Raw genomic sequence first — 18,004 nt, 5'->3', positions numbered from 1 at the left:
TCAGCCTAGGTGCTGCGGATCGGCGGTACGAGCACGCGTCCACCGGGTGCGGACGCCCAGGTAGGCGGCCAGGCCGAGCGGCCCGAGCAGGATGGTCAGCACCAGCACCGGAGCCATGACCAGCGCCGGCACCCCCCGTTCCCGGCTGTCCAACCATGCCCAGCGGCCCACGAACAGATCGAACGCGATCAGGTGCGCCCAGCCCGCCGCCGCGCCGTCGGGCGTGCCGAGCAGTTCGCGTACCCCGGCCAGCGTCGGCGACGCGACGGCCGGCAGCACCTCGCCGAACGCCGGGATGACCAGCAGCGCGTAGATCACCACGACGGGCAGCACGATCAGCGGTGAGCCGATGATCCGGGCGGTCCAGGACCACCGCGGCACCAGGATCATCAGCGCCCAGAACGGCGCGGCCACCGCGAACGTCAGGGAGAACAGCGTCGTGGTCATGCCGCGAGCGCCAGTTCCGGGCGGCGCCGGCGGGCCAGGACCAGCCCGCTGGCGGTCGCCGTCGCGACCACCAGGGCCGCGACGGCGACCAGCGTGCGGGCGTCCGGGCGCAGCAGCGGCTGCCCGCGCAGGGCCTGCCAGGTCAACAGCATCGTGAGTACGCCGTACGCGCCGCCCGCGATGACCAGCAGCCGGACGCGGGTGCGCGCGTCGAGCCGGGTAGCGAACCGGGTCAGCAGGATCGCCAGGATCGGCAGGGCCTGCAGGGCGTGCAGCCCCACGAAGTGCCCGATCCGCAGGTCGCCGCCGGTGGTGCTCCAGCCGACGACCGGCAGCCCCGGCCCACCGTCCGCCACGCCCACGCTGTGCGCCCCGGAGATGCCCTCGATGCCCGGGTCCTGCATCGGCAGCGCCATCGGTACCGCCGCGAGCATCCCCAGCAGGGACAGGCCGAGCCCCCACCCGACGGCGGTCGCGGCGACCCGGTCGGGTATCCGCCGGATCAGCACGACGATGCCGATGACGAGGTGCGCGACGAACAGCACCATGATCGCCGCACCCATCGCCGCGAACAGGGCGGTGTTGAGCGGGGTGGTGTCGTTGAAGTGGCTGGTCTGCCCGCGCAGCACCTGGCCGACGATCCACACGTTCTCCAGGACCGCCACCGTGACGATGACCGCGACCGCTCGTTCGGCGATCCGGCTGCGGCGGGGCAGCAGGGAGAGCATCCAGGCGAGCGTAGCGCCGTACAGCACGAAGGACACCGCGAACTTGAACGGCTTGAGCCAGATCGGCGCCCCGGTGAGGACGCGCGGGTCGACGAGGATGCCGACCGTGGCGACGACGGCGAGCACCGCCATCGCGCAGACGAGAAGCATGAGGGGGCGGTTCCAGTGTGTCGCCCGACGCAGAACTGTTGTCATGCCTGTAGATGCTCGTGACCGTTCCCGCCGGTCGCGTCCGACCGCGGGCCCCGGTTGCGGCCCCGGGTCGGAGCGCGCCTCCTCCCCGGGTAGGAGGCGGGATCCGCCCGCAGCGCCGCCGGTGCTGGCACAATGGCCGGCCTGCCGAGCGGACCGGAGTGACGATGACGACCAATGAGGACCGTGTCCAGCCGAACGAGACCACCGTGCCGTTGCTGCCCTGCCCGGCGCCGGAGGAGACCCTGGCCTTCTGGCGTGCGCTCGGCTTCGAGGTGACCTACGAGCAGATGCGGCCGTACGTTTATCTCGTCGTCCAGTGGAGCGGGTTCGCCCTGCACTACGGGCCCGCACCGAAGGGCCTCGACCCGGCGAAGGAACAGACCGGCGGCTGCCTGGTGATGGTCGACGCGGTAGCGGCGTACCACGCGGCGTTCGTCGACGCGATGCGCGGCGCGTACGGCAAGGTGCTGGCCAAGGGACTGCCCCGGATCACCCGCTACCGTGCCGGGGCGTCGCGGTTCAGCGTCGTCGACCCGTCGGGCAACACGGTCGTCTTCATCCAGCGCGACGAGCCGCAGGATCTGGAGTACGGCGGGTCGTCCGAGCTTGAGGGGCTGGCCCGGGTGCTCGACAACGCGCGGATCCTGCGCGAGTTCAAGATGGACGACCGGGCCGCCTACCGGGCGCTGGACTCGGGGATGCGTCGGCGGGCCGAGGACGCTCCGACGGTCGAGCAGGCGACGGCGCTCGCCGGGCTGATCGAACTGTCGGTCGCGCTGGGCAAGACCGACCGGGTGCCCGAATGGGGTGCCCAACTGCGCGCGCTCACGTTGACCGAGCCGGAGCGCGCGCAGGTCAGGGGCTTCGTCGCCGACCCGGCTCTGCTCGAACCGTGGTGGCGGCCTCAGGAGGCCTGATGTTCAGTGTCCGTGGGTATGCTCCGCTCATGGAACTCGACGATCTTCCACCTGCCGAGTTCGCGTTTCCGGGTCCCCTGCGGGACCGGCTCGTGGCGGCGATCCTCTCCGGAGCGAAAACCTCCACGTCCGCCCTGCTGGTCGGCTACGAGCGAGCGAACGAGCCACTGCCCGAGGTCGGCCAGCAGTCCGCCGTGGTGAACTCCGCGGGCCAGCGGGTCGCCGTGATCGAACTGACCGACGTGCGGGTCGTCCGACTCGGCGACGTCGATCTGCAGCACGCCCTCGACGAGGGCGAGGGGGACGAGTCGGTGGCGCAGTGGAGGGCCGGGCACGAGGCGTTCTGGCACAGCGCCGAGGTACGCGCCGAGCTGGGCGACCCCGACTTCACCGTCGACGACGACACGTCGGTGGTGGCCCAGCGCTTCCGGCTGGTGCACGCCGTCTGAGCGGGCGATCTCCGTCCTGCGCGTCCGTCGGCAGTGTCAGGACTCGCGGCGGGTGCGTCGGCGTACCAGGGCGAGCCCGGCAACCAGCAGGACACCGAGAGCAGCGGCGCTTGCCCCGAGTGTCGTGAGGGCTGTCGGACGGCTACCGGTGACCGGCCTGGGTGGAACGGGCCCAGCGACGGTGAACACGGGTGTGCCGAGCTGGGGGTCTCCGGGCAGGCAGCCCCGCAGCCCTCGGTTCAGAAGGGCCAGCGGTCGTCGGACCCGGCCTCGATCAGCGGGATCATCGCGAACGCGGCGTCGGACAGCCCGCCGAAGGTGTGCCGGTTCGTGCTGGTCGGCGTGTGCCCGATCCGGTATCCGGCCAGGTTCCAGGTGTAGACGGGCACCTCCGCCGGTACCGCCGCTACGACATTCGTCGAACCGTGCCACTGGGCCTGCTCGTCGGTGAGGATGATCAGACGGTCGTGCCGGTCGTAGTGCTCGCGGACCGCCTTCTCGGTGTCGGTTCCCCTGCCGAGGAAGTAACCGCCCTCTCTGAACCGCCGCACCGCCGCGAGGACCGACTCGCCCGCCACCTCGGGAAACACCAGGCGGTCGTCGGAGAATGACACCACGGTGGCCGACTGTGCGCGGGCCGCCAGCGCGAGACCGAACACCGCTGCGGCGTCCCAGCAGAGCAGCGTGCCGTCCTTGCTGAACGGGTTCTGCATCGAGCCGGACGTGTCGATGAGGATCAGCGTCCGCCCGTCCAGGGCGGGCACGTTCGCCAGGGCGTGCTGCAACGCCCTCTCCAGCGGGTACGACCAGCGCAGGCTCGGCGCGGCGTTGTACGCCGACAGGAAGCGCATCGGCAGCACTCGCGACCTCGCCACCTGCGCGGGGTCGGCGAGCGTGGCGGCCACGGTCTCCGCGACGGTGTCACTGACCCCGGCCCGGTCGAAGTTGCGCAGGTTACGCAGCAGCGCCAGGTAGCCCATCGTCGGGATGACCGACTCCCATGCCACCGCGTCCATCGCGCTCTGTCGCCAGCCGGCCAGCGCCTCCCACGTCATGGCGGCAGCGTCAAGCATCGCCGGATCGGTGAATTCCCGGCGCTGCTCGACAGGCATCGCCATGAGCGTTTCCCGCGCCCTGAGCATCTGCAGGGACGGGGGGAGCGGGTTGTCCCGCCGGTGCCGCCGATCCAGCGCGTGCCGGAACAGGTCGCCCTGCCGCTCGTCCCGGGCGGTGGGGTGGGTCAGCTCGATGACGTCACCAAAGCGGACCTGGCTGGCGACGGAGTCGTACTTGAGCAGACTCCGCTCGGTGTAGAGCCGGACCGCCGCGTCGGCGATGCCTCGCTTCACCGGCTTGGGCAGTGCCCGGCCATGACGAGCCAACCAGTACGCGAGGGCCTCGCCCGGCTCGTCCGCACGCTGCAACGCCGCATCCACCACGGCGCGCGAACCCGGGATTCCCGCCGCCACCTGGGCGCGGGCACCCTCAAGGGCCGCCACCACTGAGGCTGAGCGCATCATCGCTCCGGTGCGGAGCCACGGTACGAAGCGCGCGAACCAGTCGGGATCAGTGACGGCGACGGTGGCGACCAGGTCCCGGAAGCGGCCGTCGCGGTCGGTGGCGCGCTCGTAGAAGCTGGCCTCGCCCACCATGTTCGAGACACCGAGCAGGAACAGTTCGAGGCGCGGCTCACGGACGAAACCGGGTGCGCCCTCGCCGGTCGCCGGCCGATGCCGGCCCGTGCGCAGCTTGAGGTTGAACTTGGCCATGACGTCCCCCACGTCAGTCGGCCGAGAAGACGCCACCACAGCGCACACCCGAGATCAGAGTCGGCCACGGACTAGTCCGCCGTTCTGTCCGTTGAACCACCCACCCGAAGGCGTCGGGGGGATTCGAACCCCCATCTGCGGAGCCGGGAAGTAACCGTTGCCTGCGCACCGGGTGTGCGTGTGGTCGCGCTTTCCCGAGATCGAGGTTGGCGACGGATGTCCTTCACCGGGGCCGGAACCCCTCCAGATGTAGCCGTCGCCCACGCACCGGGAAGTGCGGTCACGACCGTAGCGGCAGCTGTCGCGGACGGGCAACAACTTTTGCGATCTTGTGATCGGAGGCGGTGTGGTCGCGCCGCACGCCCGAGATCAAAAGTGGACACGGCGTTCGCGGGCTCGAACCGCAGGCCCTTGCCGGACCTTTACCAGAAGTAGCCGTATCCGTCGCACCGGGCGTGCGGCGAGAGCGCACCTCCCGAGATCGAAGCGGCGACGGCGACCGGCCCTCGCGGGCCAAGGTGACCTAGGCCGCTGGTCGACGCCACCCGAAGTGGCGGTGGGATTCGAACCCCCGTCTCCCCGATTGGATGCGGAAGTAGCCGTTGCCTGCGCACCGGGAGGTGCCCCACGACAGTAGGGCCGCCCTGCCACGCGGACAACCCCATTACGTGTCCGCCGTCGGGGACTCCGGGCGGCCGAACCGCCGAGGAGCCGGGACCTCAGATCATGGACAGGACCAGCGCGGACGAGGCCGCCAGTTCCCGGTCGAACACCTCCTCGCGCGGGACGAACACCATGGCCTGGCCCTCGCCGAGCACGACGTCCTCCTGTCGCGCGGTGGTGGTGCCACGGAAGACATGCACCGTCACCGTGTGCTCGAAGCCCGCCTCGTACGGGCGCGGACCGCTCCACAGCAGGTGCAGCTCACCGGCGCTCAGGCCGGTCTCCTCCAGCAACTCGCGGCGGGCGGCCTGCTCGGGCGACTCGCCGGGCTCAATGTGGCCGCCGGGAAGGCTCCACTGGTTCGGCGAGATGGGCGCGTGGTCGTCGCGATGCTGCATCAGCACCGCCCCACAAGGGTCGACGAGCAGTACGAGGGCGACGTCGTAGATGGCCATGCGGGAGACCCTGCCACGCTGGCCGGCGGAGTCGGAGGATCTCGGCGCCCAGGCTGGTCTTCGGAACCCGAATCCGCGAGACTCCCCGTATGGGTGATCGTTCCCGCCGGTGGGCGTGGGTCGGAGTGCTCGTCGTCGGGCTGATCCTGTATCTCGCGGTGCTGCGGACCCTCGTCCGCACCCAGAACCCGAACTTCGTGCCGGCACTGATCCTGCTCGGCGCGACAGTGGCGCCGCTGACGTTCCTCACGTTCGCCCAGGCCCGTACCGGGCGCTGGCAGGTGCCGGCGTCGGTGCTGGTGACCTCGGCGTTCTTCGGCGGGGTGATCGGTACGGTGGTCGCCGGCACCCTGGAGTACGACACCCTGCGCGGCCTCGGTGCCCTGCCCATGCTGTTCGTGGCGCTGATCGAGGAGTCGGCGAAGCTGATCGTCCCCGTGGTGCTGCTGTTCACGGCGCTGGCGCAGCACCGTCGTCGCCTGCCGTCCGACGGTCTGGTCATCGGTGTGGCCGCCGGCATGGGTTTCGCCGCGCTGGAGACGATGGGGTACGCCTTCACCGCGCTGCTGAGTTCGCAGGGCAACATCGGTGCGGTGGAGCAGACCCTGTTCATCCGTGGTCTGACCGCGCCCGCCGGGCACACCGCGTGGACCGGGCTCACCGCCGGAGCGCTGTGGGCGCTGCTGGCCAGCCCGAGCGTCGGCCGGCTGTTCGGGTTCCTCGGCACCTTCGGAGGTGTCGTCGTCCTGCACACCCTCTGGGACACGTTCTCCGGTTGGCTGGTCTTCGTCGTGCTGGCGATCGTCAGCATCGGCTGGCTGTTCTGGGAGCTGCACCGCTACCGCACCTTCGGTGACCGCCTGGTGGTCCAGCGTCCGTCGAGCTGATCGCGACCCTTCTACACCATGCCTCCCCCGGCCAGTGCGAATTGGCCGGGGGAGGCATCGCTCTGCTGATCCCGCTGCGGCCGGGCCGGCACCTCAACTACTGTCGGACTGTTCACATTTAGTAGCTTTCGTCGGGAAGGTGCAGCGATGGGGGTGCGCCGCTGGGTCGAGAGCTGGCCCCTCTACCGCCAGCTCACCGGCACCGACCCGCTCGGGCGGGGCGCGGCGGCCAAGTCCGCCCAGTCACTGTCGCTGACCGCCCGCACCGACACCGCCGACAGCGTGGCCCGTTCGGTGTGCCCGTACTGTGCGGTGGGTTGTGGCCAGCGGGTGTTCGTCAAGGACGGGCAGGTCACGCAGATCGAGGGCGATCCGGACAGCCCGATCTCGCGGGGCCGGCTCTGTCCGAAGGGTTCGGCGAGCAAGAGCCTGGTGACCAGTCCGCTGCGGCAGACGACGGTCCGCTACCGGCGGCCGTACGGCACCGAGTGGGAGGACCTCGACCTCGACACGGCGATGAACATGATCGCCGACCGGGTCCTGGCTGCCCGGGACGAGACCTGGGAAGACCGTGACGACGAGGGCCGGCCGCTCAACCGGACGTTGGGGATCTCCAGTCTGGGCGGGGCGACGCTGGACAACGAGGAGAACTACCTCATCAAGAAGTTGTTCACCGCGATGGGGGCGCTCCAGATCGAGAACCAGGCCCGTATTTGACACTCCGCCACCGTCCCCGGTCTGGGGACCAGCTTCGGTCGCGGCGGCGCCACCCAGTTCCAGCAGGACCTGTCGAACTCCGACATGATCGTCATCCAAGGTTCGAACATGGCCGAGGCGCACCCGGTGGGTTTCCAGTGGGTGATGGAGGCCAAGCGTCGCGGGGCGAAGGTCTTCCACGTCGACCCGCGGTTCACCCGGACCAGCGCGGTGGCGGACGCGTACCTGCCGATCCGGGCCGGCACGGACATCGCACTGCTCGGCGGCGTGATCCACTACATCCTCGACAACGAGCTGGACTTCCGCGAGTACGTCGTGGCGTACACCAACGCCGCCACCATCGTGACCGAGGAGTTCCGGGACACCGAGGACATGCACGGGCTCTTCTCGGGCTTCGCCGAGGAGAACGCCAGCTACGACCAGAGCAGCTGGCAGTACGAGGGCGCCGAGGAGAACATCTCCCCCCAGGACACCGAGACGCAGCGGGAGACGGCGGCCGGGCTGGAGCACGAGTCGCACGGCGCCCCGGTGAGCGGCGACACCCAGCGGGACGAGACGTTGCAACACCCCCGCTGCGTCTACCAGATCCTCAAGCGGCACTTCTCCCGCTACACGCCGGAGATGGTGGAGCGGGTGTGCGGTATTCCGCAGGCGAAGTTCCTCGAACTGGCCCAGGCATGGACCGCCAACTCCGGCCGGGACCGGACCAGCATGCTCGTCTACTCGGTGGGGTGGACGCAGCACAGCGTGGGCGTGCAGTACATCCGCGCCGGGGCGATCATCCAGCTGCTGCTGGGCAACATGGGCCGCCCGGGTGGCGGCGTCATGGCCCTGCGGGGCCACGCCAGCATCCAGGGCTCCACCGACGTTCCGACGCTGTTCAACCTGCTGCCCGGCTACCTGCCGATGCCGCACCACGCCGACCACCCGACCTTCGACGAGTGGGTGGACAGCATCCGGCACCCCGGCCAGAAGGGCTTCTGGGGCAACGCGCGCGCCTACGCCGTGAACCTGCTCAAGGCGTACTGGGGGGACGCCGCGACCGCGGACAACGACTACTGCTACGACCACATGCCCCGGATGACCGGCGACCACGGCACCTACCAGCAGGTGTTGAACATGATCGACGGGAAGATCAAGGGGTACTTCCTGCTCGGGCAGAACCCGGCGGTCGGCTCGGCCCACGGCCGGGCGCAGCGCCTGGGCATGGCCAACCTGGACTGGCTTGTCGTCCGGGACCTGTTCATGATCGAGAGCGCCACGTTTTGGCAGCGTGCCCCGGAGATCGAGACGGGTGAGATCGTTCCGGAGCAGTGTCGTACCGAGGTGTTCTTCCTGCCCGCCGCCTCGCACGTGGAGAAGGAGGGCTCGTTCACCCAGACGCAGCGGTTGTTGCAGTGGCGCGAGAAGGCCGTCGAGCCGCCGGGCGACGCCCGCTCCGAGCTGTGGTTCTTCTACCACCTCGGCCGCATCATCAGGGAACGGCTGGCCGGCTCGACCCGGGCCCGCGACCGCGCGCTGCTTCACCTCACCTGGGACTACCCCACGCACGGTCCGCACGCCGAGCCGAGCGCGGAGTCGGTGCTCTACGAGATCAACGGGTACGAGGTGGCCAGCGGTCGACCGCTGTCGAGCTACACGGAGATGACTGACGACGGTTCCACCGCCGGCGGCTGCTGGATCTACACCGGCGTGTACGCCGACGGCGTCAACCAGGCCGCGCGCCGCAAGCCCGGCTCGGAGCAGTCCCTGGTGGCGCTCGAGTGGGGCTGGGCGTGGCCGTCCAACCGCCGCATCCTCTACAACCGTGCCTCGGCCGACCCGGACGGTAGGCCGTGGAGCGAGCGCAAGAAGTACGTGTGGTGGGACGCGGAGAAGGCCGAGTGGACCGGCTACGACGTGCCGGACTTCGAGAAGACCAAGGCGCCCTCGTACCGGCCCGAGCCGAACTCGTCAGGCGTGGCGGGCATCGCGGGGGACGACCCGTTCATCCTTCAGGGCGACGGCAAGGGCTGGCTCTACGCGCCCAGCGGCGTGCTTGACGGGCCGCTGCCGACGCACTACGAGCCGGTGGAGTCGCCGGTACGCAACCCCCTCTACCGCCAGCAGGCCAACCCGGCCCGCAAGGTCTACACCCATCCGATCAACTACCTCAACCCGAGCCCGCCGGAGCAGCACAGCGACGTCTTCCCGTACGTCTTCACGGTCAGCCGGCTCACCGAGCACCACACGGCCGGTGGCATGAGCCGGACCGTCGCGCACCTCGCCGAGCTGCAACCGGAGATGTTCGTCGAGGTGTCACCGGAACTGGCCGCCCACCGCGGCCTGACGCACCTGGGATGGGCGCACCTGGTCAGCACCCGCGCGGCCATCGAGGCGAAGGTCCTGGTCACCGACCGGGTCACTCCGCTGCGGGTGGACGGTCGGATCATCCACCAGGTGTGGCTGCCGTACCACTTCGGTTACGAGGGCCTGGTCACCGGCGACTCGGCCAACGACCTGTTCGGCATCACCCTCGACCCCAACGTCCTCATCCAGGAGAGCAAGGTCGGCACCTGCGACGTGCGGCCCGGTCGGCGTCCGAGGGGCCAGCGGCTGCTGGAACTCGTCGTCGACTACCGGCGACGGTCGGGAGACCTGAGCCACCGCTACCCGCCGCTGATCACGACCGACGTCGCCGACAGCAGCAGTGACCGGGAGGACTGACCGATGCCGCACACCAACGCCCTGTACGGGCCGCTCGATCCGGCGCCGGATGCCGGTTACGTGGACGCGCCGCCGCGGATGGGGTTCTTCACCGACACGAGTGTGTGTATCGGGTGCAAGGCGTGCGAGGTGGCCTGCAAGGAGTGGAACGGTGTTCCGGAGAGTGGCCTGGATCTGTTGGGCATGTCGTACGACAACACGGGGGCGTTGACCGCGAACTCGTGGCGGCACGTCGCGTTCGTCGAGCAGCCGCGTTCGGTCGGGCCGGAGATACCGGCGTTCGAGGGTTACCCGGACGGGCCGACGGTCAGCCCGACGACGGCGGCTGTGGGTGCGCGGACCAGCGCCGACACCGGCACGGATCCGGGCCTGCCACCCGGTTCGCCGGTCGCGGCGGCCCGCATGTCAGGTGGGCCCGAGTTTCTGGGGATGCCGGGTGGGCAGCCGCCGGGGCGGGGTACCGGTGTGGAGCAGCGGTCGGATTTTCGGTGGTTGATGATGTCGGATGTGTGTAAGCACTGCACGCATGCGGCTTGTCTGGATGTGTGTCCGACGGGTTCGTTGTTCCGGACGGAGTTCGGGACGGTGGTGGTGCAGGAGGACATCTGTAATGGGTGTGGGTACTGCATTTCGGCGTGCCCGTACGGGGTGATCGATCAGCGCAAGGGTGATGGTCGGGCGTGGAAGTGCACGCTCTGTTACGACCGGTTGGGTGCGGGGATGACGCCGGCGTGTGCGCAGGCGTGTCCGACGGAGTCGATTCAGTACGGGCCTCTGGAGGAGTTGCGGGAGCGGGCGGCGGCGCGGGTGGCGACGTTGCATGAGCGGGGTGTGCCTGAGGCGCGGTTGTACGGGGAGGATCCGAACGACGGCGTGGGTGGTGATGGTGCGTTTTTCTTGTTGTTGGATGAGCCGGAGGTGTACGGGTTGCCGCCGGATCCGGTGGTGACGACGCGGGATCTGCCGGCGATGTGGAAACGCGCCGGCCTCGCCGCGCTCACGATGGCTGCCGTCACGGCGCTCGCGTTCCTGGGCCGGCGGCCATGACCGACACGACACCGCTCGACGGGCACCGGCGGCGGAGACGCGGCGGGGACGGCGAACAGCTCACCGTGCCGCCTGCCGACTTCAGCTCCTACTACGGCCGGCCGGTGCTCAAACCACCGGTCTGGAAGCACGACATAGCGGGCTACCTGTTCACCGGCGGCCTCGCCGCCGGCGGCTCGCTGATCGCCGCGGGCGCCCAGGTGACCGGTCGTCCCGAGTTGCGCACGATCGGCCGGTGGACGGCCCTCGGCGGTGTCACCGCCAGCACGTACCTGCTCATTCACGACCTCGGGCGGCCGAGCCGGTTCCACCACATGCTCCGGGTCGCCAAGGTGACCTCACCCATGTCCGTCGGCACCTGGATCCTCGCCGCGTTCGGGCCACTGGCCGGCGTGGCGGCGGTCGCCGAACTCGCGCCGCTGATCCCACAGCACGGCGTGCTCGGCCTCGCCCGCCGGCTGGCGCCCCCGGTCGGCCACGCCGCCGGTCTGGCGGCCGCCGCTGTCGCACCGGCGCTGGCCACGTACACCGGGGTGCTCCTCGCCGACACGGCCGTGCCGTCCTGGCACGACGCCTACCCGTCGCTGCCCTTCGTCTTCGCCGGGAGCGCGCTCGCCGCCGCGTCCGGGGTCGGCCTGATCGCGGCGCCGGCCACGCAGACCGCCCCGCTGCGGCGACTCGCCCTCGCCGCCGCAACCGTCGAGCTGGTCGGCGGACGGCGGCTGGAGCGGCTGGGTCTGACCGGTGAGCCGTACCGGCGCGGCCGCAGCGGGCGACTGGTCACCGCGGGGCGGGCGCTGCTCGCCGTGGGCACCGCCGCGGCACTGGTCAGCCGCCGCAGCCGGCTTCTGGCGGCGATCTCCGGCGCGGCCCTCGTGGCCTCGTCGGTCGCCACCCGGTTCGGTGTCTTCGAGGCGGGCCGGGTCTCCGCGCGCGATCCGAAGTACACGGTCGTGCCCCAGCGGGAGAGACTCGACGAGAAGAACGGCCCCGCGCTCCGGCCCTGAACTGGCGCGACGCGTCAGCCGGTGAACAGTTTCGCCGCGGTGATGGCGGTCTGGACGATGCCGTATCCGAGCAGCGCCGCGACCAGCAGCCAGGACACCCAGAGTCGACCGGTCTGGGTGCCGACGTGCTCGGGCACCGCAGGGGTGCTCTGCGGGCCGAGGGCGACCGGCTCGGTGACCGTGGCCTTGGCCACCGGCGACGTCGGTCCCCGGTCCGGCTCGTGGAACCGGTCGGGCACGGGACGTACCAGCAGGTTGGCGATGAAACCGATGGCCAGGATGCCGACCATGGTGAACAGCGCGGGCCGGTACGCCGAGGCGGTGAGGGTGCCGGGCTTGCCCTGCGTGTCGAGGATCCCGTTGACGATCAGCGGCCCGGCGACACCCGCGGCCGACCACGCGGTCAGGATCCGGCCGTGGATGGCGCCGACCTGGAAGGTGCCGAACAGGTCGCGCAGGTACGCGGGCATGGTGGCGAAGCCGCCGCCGTAGAAGGAGATGATCGCGGCGGCGACCAGCACGAAGACGGCCGTCGCGGCGTGGCCGGCGACGGCGAGCAGCACGTACAGCACCATACCGACGCCGAGGTAGACCATGTAGATGGGCTTGCGGCCGATGAGGTCGGACGTCGTCGACCAGACGAACCGGCCGGCCATGTTGAACAGCGACAGGACACCCACGAAGCCGGCCGCCGCCGACACCGACACCGCGGTGGAGCCGTTGTCCCGGAAGAAGTCCTGGATCATCGGGCTGGCCTGCTCCAGGATGCCGATGCCGGCCGTGACGTTGCAGAACAGCACGATCCACAGCAGCCAGAACGATCGGGTACGTACCGCGTTCGTCGCGGACACGCTCGCCCGTGTCACCAGGGGGCGGCTGGCGACGCTGGCGGGATCGAACCCGGCGGGCCGCCAGTCCGGTGCCGGAACCCGGACGTTGAACGGGCCGAACATCATGATCACGAAGTAGCCGAGGCCGAACGTGACGAAGAGCGCCACGAGGGCGTGGCCCGACGCGACGGCTCCCGGATTGTCCGGGTTGTAGTTGGAGTCGTACAGCGAGAGCAGCTGGCGTGCGAGCGGGCCGGCGACCAGGGCGCCGCCGCCGAACCCCATGATGGCGAGGCCGGTGGCGAGACCCGGCCGGTCCGGGAACCACTTGATCAGCGTGGAGACGGGCGAGATGTAGCCGATGCCCAGCCCGATGCCGCCGATGACGCCGTAGCCGAGGTAAAGCAGCCAGAGTTGCTGGGTCGCGATGCCGATCGCGCCGACCAGGAATCCGGTGGCCCAGAAACAGGCGGAGACGAACATGGCCCGGCGGGGGCCGTTTCGCTCCACCCACCGGCCGCCCACCGCCGCCGACGAACCCAGCATGACGATGGCGATGCTGAAGATCGCCCCGATCGCCGTCTGGCTGGTGTCGAAGTGCGCGATGAGGGAGTTCTTGTAGACGCTCGTCGCGTAGACCTGGCCGATGCAGACGTGCACGGCCAAAGCCGCGGTCGGGATGAGCCAGCGGCTGTATCCCGGGGGAGCGACGGTGTGCCGAGGGTTGAATACCGACAGCATGGGGTCCGCACCTCCTGCGACTGAACGGGCAGACGGCGGGGCAGAGCTGCCCGTGCCGGTAGCCGACAGAGCGGTGCCGCCCCCGGTGGCGGCCCGGTGCACGCCTGCGTCAGCCGCTGACCGGCTGCATTCTCACGTTACGTGGCGGCAGGTTCGCACTTCGTCATAACTCCGAAACGCGGAAGTGCTGGTGGCGGGCTCGCGCTCCTGCTCCGTGCCAACCGGCCTCGCTAGGCGGCCACCGACGGGTCCGGTCCCGGTGTGCGGGGAACGGCGCCGGTGGTCTCCAGGATGAGCGTGGCGACCAGATCCGGGTCGTCGCTCATCGGCACGTGCCCGCAACCGGCAAGCGTCACCACGCGGGCCGCCGGCAGCCCGGCCCGGGCGCGCTCGGCCTGGTGGACGGCGAAGATGCGGTCATGGTCGCCCCAGCCGATGGTCACCGGCACCGCCGCGTCGGCCAGCCGGAGGCAGTCGAAGCGGTAGTCGCGGGAGGCTCGGGCCACGGCGTTGAAGCCCACCGCTCGCCGCAGGGCGAGCGCGTCGCCCACCGCGCGGTCGACGTCCAACAACGTCGGGCGGGCCATCAGCGGCGCGAAGCACAACGCCCGCAGGTACGCCGAGCGCAACGCGACCCGCATGATCGGGGTGGGCAGGCGCGAGTTGGCCCGCAGCATCCTGAGGATGGCCAGTGCCCGGCGCCGCTCGGCCGGTGTGAAGAAGCCGGCGGGGGAGAAGGCGGTGGCCGACGCGACCGCCCCGGTCGCGGCCAGCTCCAGACCGATCGCCCCACCGAGGCTGTAACCGGCCACATGTGGACGCTCCAGCCCCCACTCGGTCAGGACGGGCAGCATCGCGGCGACGGTGGCGGCCATGTCGGCGGGCATCCCGGTGTCGGGCACCGGTGAGTTCCCGAAGCCGGGCAGGTCGAGGGCGATCACCTCGTGGTGGGCGGTGAGCCTGTCGAACACGGGCTCCCACGCCTGGTGGCGGTGACCGATGCCGTGGATGAGCACGAGCGGTTCACCGCTGCCCGCGCGACGGAAGTGGATGCTCATCTGCGCCCCTCCACCGACGACCTGCCGAAGGACCGGCCGAGCTGGCGTACCTCGTCCTCCATCTGACCGACCATCGTGCGGCCGCCCAACCTGGTGATCAGCGCGTCCGAGAGGCCGCTGAGCACCACCGGCCGCAGCGCCTGCACCAAGGCCAGCGACCGTGGCACGTACACCTTGCGTCTGCGGCGTTCGATGCCGCTCAGCAGTGCGTCGGCGCACTGCTCGACAGGGACGACTGTGGACAGCGGCCACGGCAGCCGGCGCAGCGTGGCGTTGAACGACGCCAGGTCGGCACGGATGTCGCGGACCAGGTCGGTGTCGATCCAGATCGGATGCGCGGTGCCGACGGTGACGCCAGCCGAGCGCGTCTCCAGGCGTAGCACGTTGGCGAACTGCTCCACGCCCGCCTTGGACGCGCAGTAGGCAGCCATGCCGGGCATCGCCGTGAAGGCCGCGGCCGACGAGACGATCAGGACGTGACCCCGCGCGGCGGTGACGTGCGGCAGCGCCGCGCTGACGGTGCGGATCGCGCCGCAGAGGTTCACCTCGACGGTACGCACCAACGCGTCGACCGGCCCTACGGCAACGGTGCCGAGGTTGGCGATGCCGGCGTTCGCCACCACCACGTCGACACCACCGAATCGGTCCACTGTGGAAGCCACCGCGGCGTCCAGCGCCGCCTGGTCGGTGACGTCGCACTCGTACCAGTGCGCGCCGAGCTCGTCGCCGAGCTGCCGGAGCCGCTCGCCCTCCAGACCCGCCAGCGCGACCCGGGCGCCCCGGGCGACGGCCGCGCGGGCCAGTTCGGCGCCGATGCCGCGCGCCGCGCCGGTGATGAAGATGGTCCGGCCCGCCAGGTCATACCGCATCGGCGTGCTCCCGTTCCGGTTCGTTGGGGCTGTGGCCGGCCGTGATCAGCCGGTGGTCGGCGGGGTGGAACCGGCGCAGGCGCATCCGGAAGCTGGTGGCGAAGCCCGGCCAGATGGTGGTGTTGCGGCCGGTGGCGTCGAGATACCAGCTCGAACAGCCGGTCTGCCAGACGGTCCCGGCCATCTTCCTGTCGATCTGTTCGGTCCAGCGTCGTTGGGCCTCCGTGGTCGGCTCGATGGCCTGCGCGCCGGTGGCCCGCAGGTGGCGCAGAGCCGCGAGCACCAGGCGCAACTGCGCCTCGATCATCAGCACCACCGAGGTGTGCCCGAGCCCGGTGTTCGGGCCGAGCAGGAAGAACAGGTTGGGGAAGCCGGCGATGGTCGTGCCCCGGTACGCGTGCATGCTGGGCGTCCAGGCCGTACCCAGGCTGCACCCGCCGCGGCCGTGGATGCGCCGCACGACGGGGGAGTCGGTGACGTGGAAGCCGGTGCCGAGGATGATCGTGTCCGCCGGGTGGTGCACGCCGTCGGCGGTGACCAGGCCGTCCGGCACGACCCGGGCGATGCCCTCGGTGACCACGTCGACGTTCGGCCGGGTGAGCGACGGCCAGTAGTCGTTCGAGATCAGGACCCGTTTGCAGCCCATGGCGTACCGGGGGGTGAGCTTGTCGCGCAGGGCCGGGTCGGTGACCTGACGCCGCAGCGTCCGCAGGGACAACCGGGAGGCGAGGCGGTTGACCGTCGGGTGCAGGAAGCCCAGACCCATGGTCTCGCGGAGCAGGTACAGCCCGGCCCTGGCGGCCCGCTGCGCGCCGGGCACGGTGCGGAACGCGGCCTGCTCGACCCGGCTGATGCGGCGCGAGCGCCTCGGCATGATCCAGGCGGGGGAGCGCTGGAACAGCGTCAGTCTGTCGACGGCCGGCTGGATCCGCGGCACGAACTGGACCGCCGACGCGCCGGTGCCGATGACCGCGACACGGCGGCCGGTCAGGTCGTGGTCGTGCCGCCAGCGGGCGGAGTGGAAGACCGTACCGGCGAACTCGTCGATGCCCGGCAGATCGGGCATGGCGGGCTCGCTCAGGGGGCCGGCCGCGCAGATCAGCACCCGGGCCGTGTGATCCCCGCCGGAGGTGCGCAGCAGCCAGCGTTGGCGCTTGTCGTCCCAGCGTGCCTCGTGCACCTCGTGGCGCAGCCGCAGCTTCGGGCCGATCCCGAAGCGGTCGACGCAGCCGCGTAGGTAGTCCCTGATCTCCGGCTGGCTGGAGAAGGTGGTGGACCAGCGGGGATTGGGGGCGAAGGAGAAGGAGTAGAGGTGCGACGGGACGTCGCAGGCGCAGCCGGGGTAGGTGTTGTCCCGCCAGGTGCCGCCGACGTCGTCGCCCCGGTCGAAGACGAGGTAGTCGTTGAAGCCGGCCCGTTGCAGGGCGATGGCCGCGCCCAGGCCGCCAAAACCGGCCCCGACGATGGCAACGTCCGTGTCCATCAGTCCTCCAGATGCTCGGACGCGACGTCCGGTCCGGCTTGCGAGGGCCAGGGCGGATCACCCACGCCGGTGATCCGTACGCCGCCCCACGGGTCGACCTCGGCCAGTCGGGCGGGCCGGGCCCGGTCGGCGATGCGCAGCTCGACGTCGCGGCGACCGGAGCGCAGCAGTCGTGCCACGGTCGGGTCCGGCTCGATGCGCCCACCCCAGTGGAAGCGGCCGTCGACGGGTTCCCACCGTCCGCTGAGGTGTGCCCGTACCGCGTTGCCCGCGATACTCGCCGGACCGTGATAGCTCACGGCACGATCCGTTCGTGGGCGCGGGTCAGCTCGGGTGGCAGGTCGGCGCTGGCCCGGACGCCCTCGATCCCGCTCCAGAGCAGGGTGGTCAGGTAGCCGGTGAGGGCGCTGCGGCTGAGCGGCTGTCCGTGTGTGGTCCACCAGTCGCCGACCGCCTGCACGAACCCCACCAGGCCGTACGCCCAGGGTTCGGCCGGGCCGGCGTCCAGGCCGAGCGCGCGCAGCCGGTCGCCGATCACCCGGGCCAGCCCGGCGGCCACCTGCCGGCTGGTCCCGGCGACGACCTGGTGGATGCCGGGTTGCCCGGACTGGCTCATGAGGAACCGGTAGAGCGCGGGCTGTGACTCGATCACGCCGAGGTACGCGTCGATAGTCGCCTCGACCAGGGCGCGTTCCTCTCGGACCTGCTCGATCGCGGGCGCGATGGCGTCCACGACCCGGGCCGCCACCACCTCGCTCACCGCGATCCAGAGCTGCGACTTGTCGGTGAAGTAGCGGTAGAGCACCGGCTTGCTGACGCCGGCGATGGCCGCGACCTGGTCCATGTCGACCTCGGGTCCGTGCCGCAGCAGGGCCTGTACGGCGGCGCCGACGAGCGCCTGTCTGCGCTGCTCGCGGTGGCCTGCCCAGCGGTCCCGGCGACCGTTGCCCTTCACTCTCGGGGCGTCGGCGTCGGATGCGCCCGGCGGGTCGGATCCATTGACATCCTTACGCGGCGATTGCATGCTACTACTCGT

Annotated in this window: 16 protein-coding genes; 6 read left to right on the top strand and 10 right to left on the bottom strand. The window is 70.7% G+C overall.

Features of this window, described 5'->3' with window-relative positions:
• The gene (locus AB0B39_RS10190) at nt 1-447 is read right to left on the bottom strand and encodes an ABA4-like family protein (RefSeq protein ID WP_357574073.1); all 447 of its coding nucleotides are present in this window, start codon (nt 445-447) and stop codon (nt 1-3) included.
• On the bottom strand, nt 444-1,370 hold the full coding sequence (locus AB0B39_RS10185; protein ID WP_357574072.1) for a hypothetical protein: 927 nt from the start codon (nt 1,368-1,370) through the stop codon (nt 444-446). Before AB0B39_RS10185 ends, AB0B39_RS10190 begins: the two co-directional genes overlap by 4 nt.
• 164 nt (nt 1,371-1,534) lie before the next feature.
• On the opposite strand from AB0B39_RS10185, the gene AB0B39_RS10180 reads away from it, so the two are divergent.
• Together AB0B39_RS10180 and AB0B39_RS10175 are read left to right on the top strand one after the other, a co-directional pair.
• Nucleotides 1,535-2,287, top strand: a complete 753-nt coding sequence (locus tag AB0B39_RS10180; protein ID WP_357574071.1) for a glyoxalase — start codon at nt 1,535-1,537, stop codon at nt 2,285-2,287.
• A gap of 29 nt (nt 2,288-2,316) precedes the next feature.
• Nucleotides 2,317-2,736 carry an ASCH domain-containing protein gene (locus AB0B39_RS10175; protein ID WP_357574070.1) on the top strand — a complete coding sequence of 140 codons (420 nt, stop codon included), beginning with the start codon at nt 2,317-2,319 and terminating at the stop codon, nt 2,734-2,736.
• Nucleotides 2,737-2,975: 239 nt separating this feature from the next.
• Here the strand turns inward: AB0B39_RS10175 and AB0B39_RS10170 are convergent, their stop codons facing one another.
• Nucleotides 2,976-4,505 (bottom strand): TROVE domain-containing protein, encoded by a 1,530-nt coding sequence (locus AB0B39_RS10170; protein WP_357574069.1) that lies wholly within the window; start codon nt 4,503-4,505, stop codon nt 2,976-2,978.
• 719 nt (nt 4,506-5,224) lie between these two features.
• Complete coding sequence (locus AB0B39_RS10165; RefSeq protein WP_357574068.1) at nt 5,225-5,623, bottom strand: NUDIX domain-containing protein; 399 nt, start codon at nt 5,621-5,623, stop codon at nt 5,225-5,227.
• 89 nt (nt 5,624-5,712) lie between these two features.
• Between AB0B39_RS10165 and AB0B39_RS10160 the strand changes: the two genes are divergently transcribed.
• From AB0B39_RS10160 to nrfD, 4 genes are all read left to right on the top strand, one after another.
• Complete coding sequence (locus AB0B39_RS10160) at nt 5,713-6,510, top strand: PrsW family glutamic-type intramembrane protease (RefSeq protein WP_357574067.1); 798 nt, start codon at nt 5,713-5,715, stop codon at nt 6,508-6,510.
• Nucleotides 6,511-6,657: 147 nt separating this feature from the next.
• Nucleotides 6,658-9,933: a formate dehydrogenase gene (fdh, locus tag AB0B39_RS10155; RefSeq protein ID WP_357574066.1), complete on the top strand. Its 3,276-nt coding sequence runs from the start codon at nt 6,658-6,660 to the stop codon at nt 9,931-9,933.
• A 3-nt stretch (nt 9,934-9,936) separates the two neighbouring features.
• Nucleotides 9,937-10,980, top strand: a complete 1,044-nt coding sequence (locus tag AB0B39_RS10150; RefSeq protein ID WP_357574065.1) for a 4Fe-4S dicluster domain-containing protein — start codon at nt 9,937-9,939, stop codon at nt 10,978-10,980.
• A complete protein-coding gene (nrfD, locus tag AB0B39_RS10145) occupies nt 10,977-11,987 on the top strand; it encodes an NrfD/PsrC family molybdoenzyme membrane anchor subunit (protein ID WP_357574064.1) in 1,011 nt (336 codons plus the stop codon). Before AB0B39_RS10150 ends, nrfD begins: the two co-directional genes overlap by 4 nt.
• A gap of 14 nt (nt 11,988-12,001) precedes the next feature.
• Here the strand turns inward: nrfD and AB0B39_RS10140 are convergent, their stop codons facing one another.
• The 6 genes from AB0B39_RS10140 to AB0B39_RS10115 all read right to left on the bottom strand — a co-directional run bounded on the left by AB0B39_RS10140 (nt 12,002) and on the right by AB0B39_RS10115 (nt 17,992).
• The gene (locus AB0B39_RS10140; protein ID WP_357492422.1) at nt 12,002-13,558 is read right to left on the bottom strand and encodes an OFA family MFS transporter; all 1,557 of its coding nucleotides are present in this window, start codon (nt 13,556-13,558) and stop codon (nt 12,002-12,004) included.
• Nucleotides 13,559-13,788: 230 nt separating this feature from the next.
• A complete protein-coding gene (locus tag AB0B39_RS10135) occupies nt 13,789-14,616 on the bottom strand; it encodes an alpha/beta fold hydrolase (protein WP_357492420.1) in 828 nt (275 codons plus the stop codon).
• Nucleotides 14,613-15,485, bottom strand: a complete 873-nt coding sequence (locus AB0B39_RS10130) for an SDR family oxidoreductase (protein ID WP_357574063.1) — start codon at nt 15,483-15,485, stop codon at nt 14,613-14,615. Before AB0B39_RS10130 ends, AB0B39_RS10135 begins: the two co-directional genes overlap by 4 nt.
• A complete protein-coding gene (locus AB0B39_RS10125) occupies nt 15,475-16,968 on the bottom strand; it encodes an NAD(P)/FAD-dependent oxidoreductase (RefSeq protein WP_357574062.1) in 1,494 nt (497 codons plus the stop codon). Before AB0B39_RS10125 ends, AB0B39_RS10130 begins: the two co-directional genes overlap by 11 nt.
• A complete protein-coding gene (locus AB0B39_RS10120) occupies nt 16,968-17,267 on the bottom strand; it encodes a DUF4873 domain-containing protein (protein ID WP_357574061.1) in 300 nt (99 codons plus the stop codon). Before AB0B39_RS10120 ends, AB0B39_RS10125 begins: the two co-directional genes overlap by 1 nt.
• The gene (locus tag AB0B39_RS10115) at nt 17,264-17,992 is read right to left on the bottom strand and encodes a TetR/AcrR family transcriptional regulator (RefSeq protein WP_357492412.1); all 729 of its coding nucleotides are present in this window, start codon (nt 17,990-17,992) and stop codon (nt 17,264-17,266) included. The genes AB0B39_RS10120 and AB0B39_RS10115 overlap by 4 nt, the downstream gene beginning before the upstream one ends.
• Between the last annotated feature and the right edge of the window lie 12 nt (nt 17,993-18,004).

Origin of the sequence: Micromonospora sp. NPDC049114 (assembly GCF_040648635.1) — a bacterium.
Lineage (GTDB): Bacteria > Actinomycetota > Actinomycetes > Mycobacteriales > Micromonosporaceae > Micromonospora.
This window is presented reverse-complemented; position numbering and strand designations above follow the sequence as displayed.

Coding starts and splice junctions, on each gene's coding strand:
- AB0B39_RS10190 (WP_357574073.1), bottom strand. CDS start 447: ATGACCACGACGCTGTTCTCCCTGACGTTCGCGGTGGCCGCGCCGTTC.
- AB0B39_RS10185 (WP_357574072.1), bottom strand. CDS start 1,370: ATGACAACAGTTCTGCGTCGGGCGACACACTGGAACCGCCCCCTCATG.
- AB0B39_RS10180 (WP_357574071.1), top strand. CDS start 1,535: ATGACGACCAATGAGGACCGTGTCCAGCCGAACGAGACCACCGTGCCG.
- AB0B39_RS10175 (WP_357574070.1), top strand. CDS start 2,317: ATGGAACTCGACGATCTTCCACCTGCCGAGTTCGCGTTTCCGGGTCCC.
- AB0B39_RS10170 (WP_357574069.1), bottom strand. CDS start 4,505: ATGGCCAAGTTCAACCTCAAGCTGCGCACGGGCCGGCATCGGCCGGCG.
- AB0B39_RS10165 (WP_357574068.1), bottom strand. CDS start 5,623: ATGGCCATCTACGACGTCGCCCTCGTACTGCTCGTCGACCCTTGTGGG.
- AB0B39_RS10160 (WP_357574067.1), top strand. CDS start 5,713: ATGGGTGATCGTTCCCGCCGGTGGGCGTGGGTCGGAGTGCTCGTCGTC.
- AB0B39_RS10150 (WP_357574065.1), top strand. CDS start 9,937: ATGCCGCACACCAACGCCCTGTACGGGCCGCTCGATCCGGCGCCGGAT.
- nrfD (WP_357574064.1), top strand. CDS start 10,977: ATGACCGACACGACACCGCTCGACGGGCACCGGCGGCGGAGACGCGGC.
- AB0B39_RS10140 (WP_357492422.1), bottom strand. CDS start 13,558: ATGCTGTCGGTATTCAACCCTCGGCACACCGTCGCTCCCCCGGGATAC.
- AB0B39_RS10135 (WP_357492420.1), bottom strand. CDS start 14,616: ATGAGCATCCACTTCCGTCGCGCGGGCAGCGGTGAACCGCTCGTGCTC.
- AB0B39_RS10130 (WP_357574063.1), bottom strand. CDS start 15,485: ATGCGGTATGACCTGGCGGGCCGGACCATCTTCATCACCGGCGCGGCG.
- AB0B39_RS10125 (WP_357574062.1), bottom strand. CDS start 16,968: ATGGACACGGACGTTGCCATCGTCGGGGCCGGTTTTGGCGGCCTGGGC.
- AB0B39_RS10115 (WP_357492412.1), bottom strand. CDS start 17,992: ATGCAATCGCCGCGTAAGGATGTCAATGGATCCGACCCGCCGGGCGCA.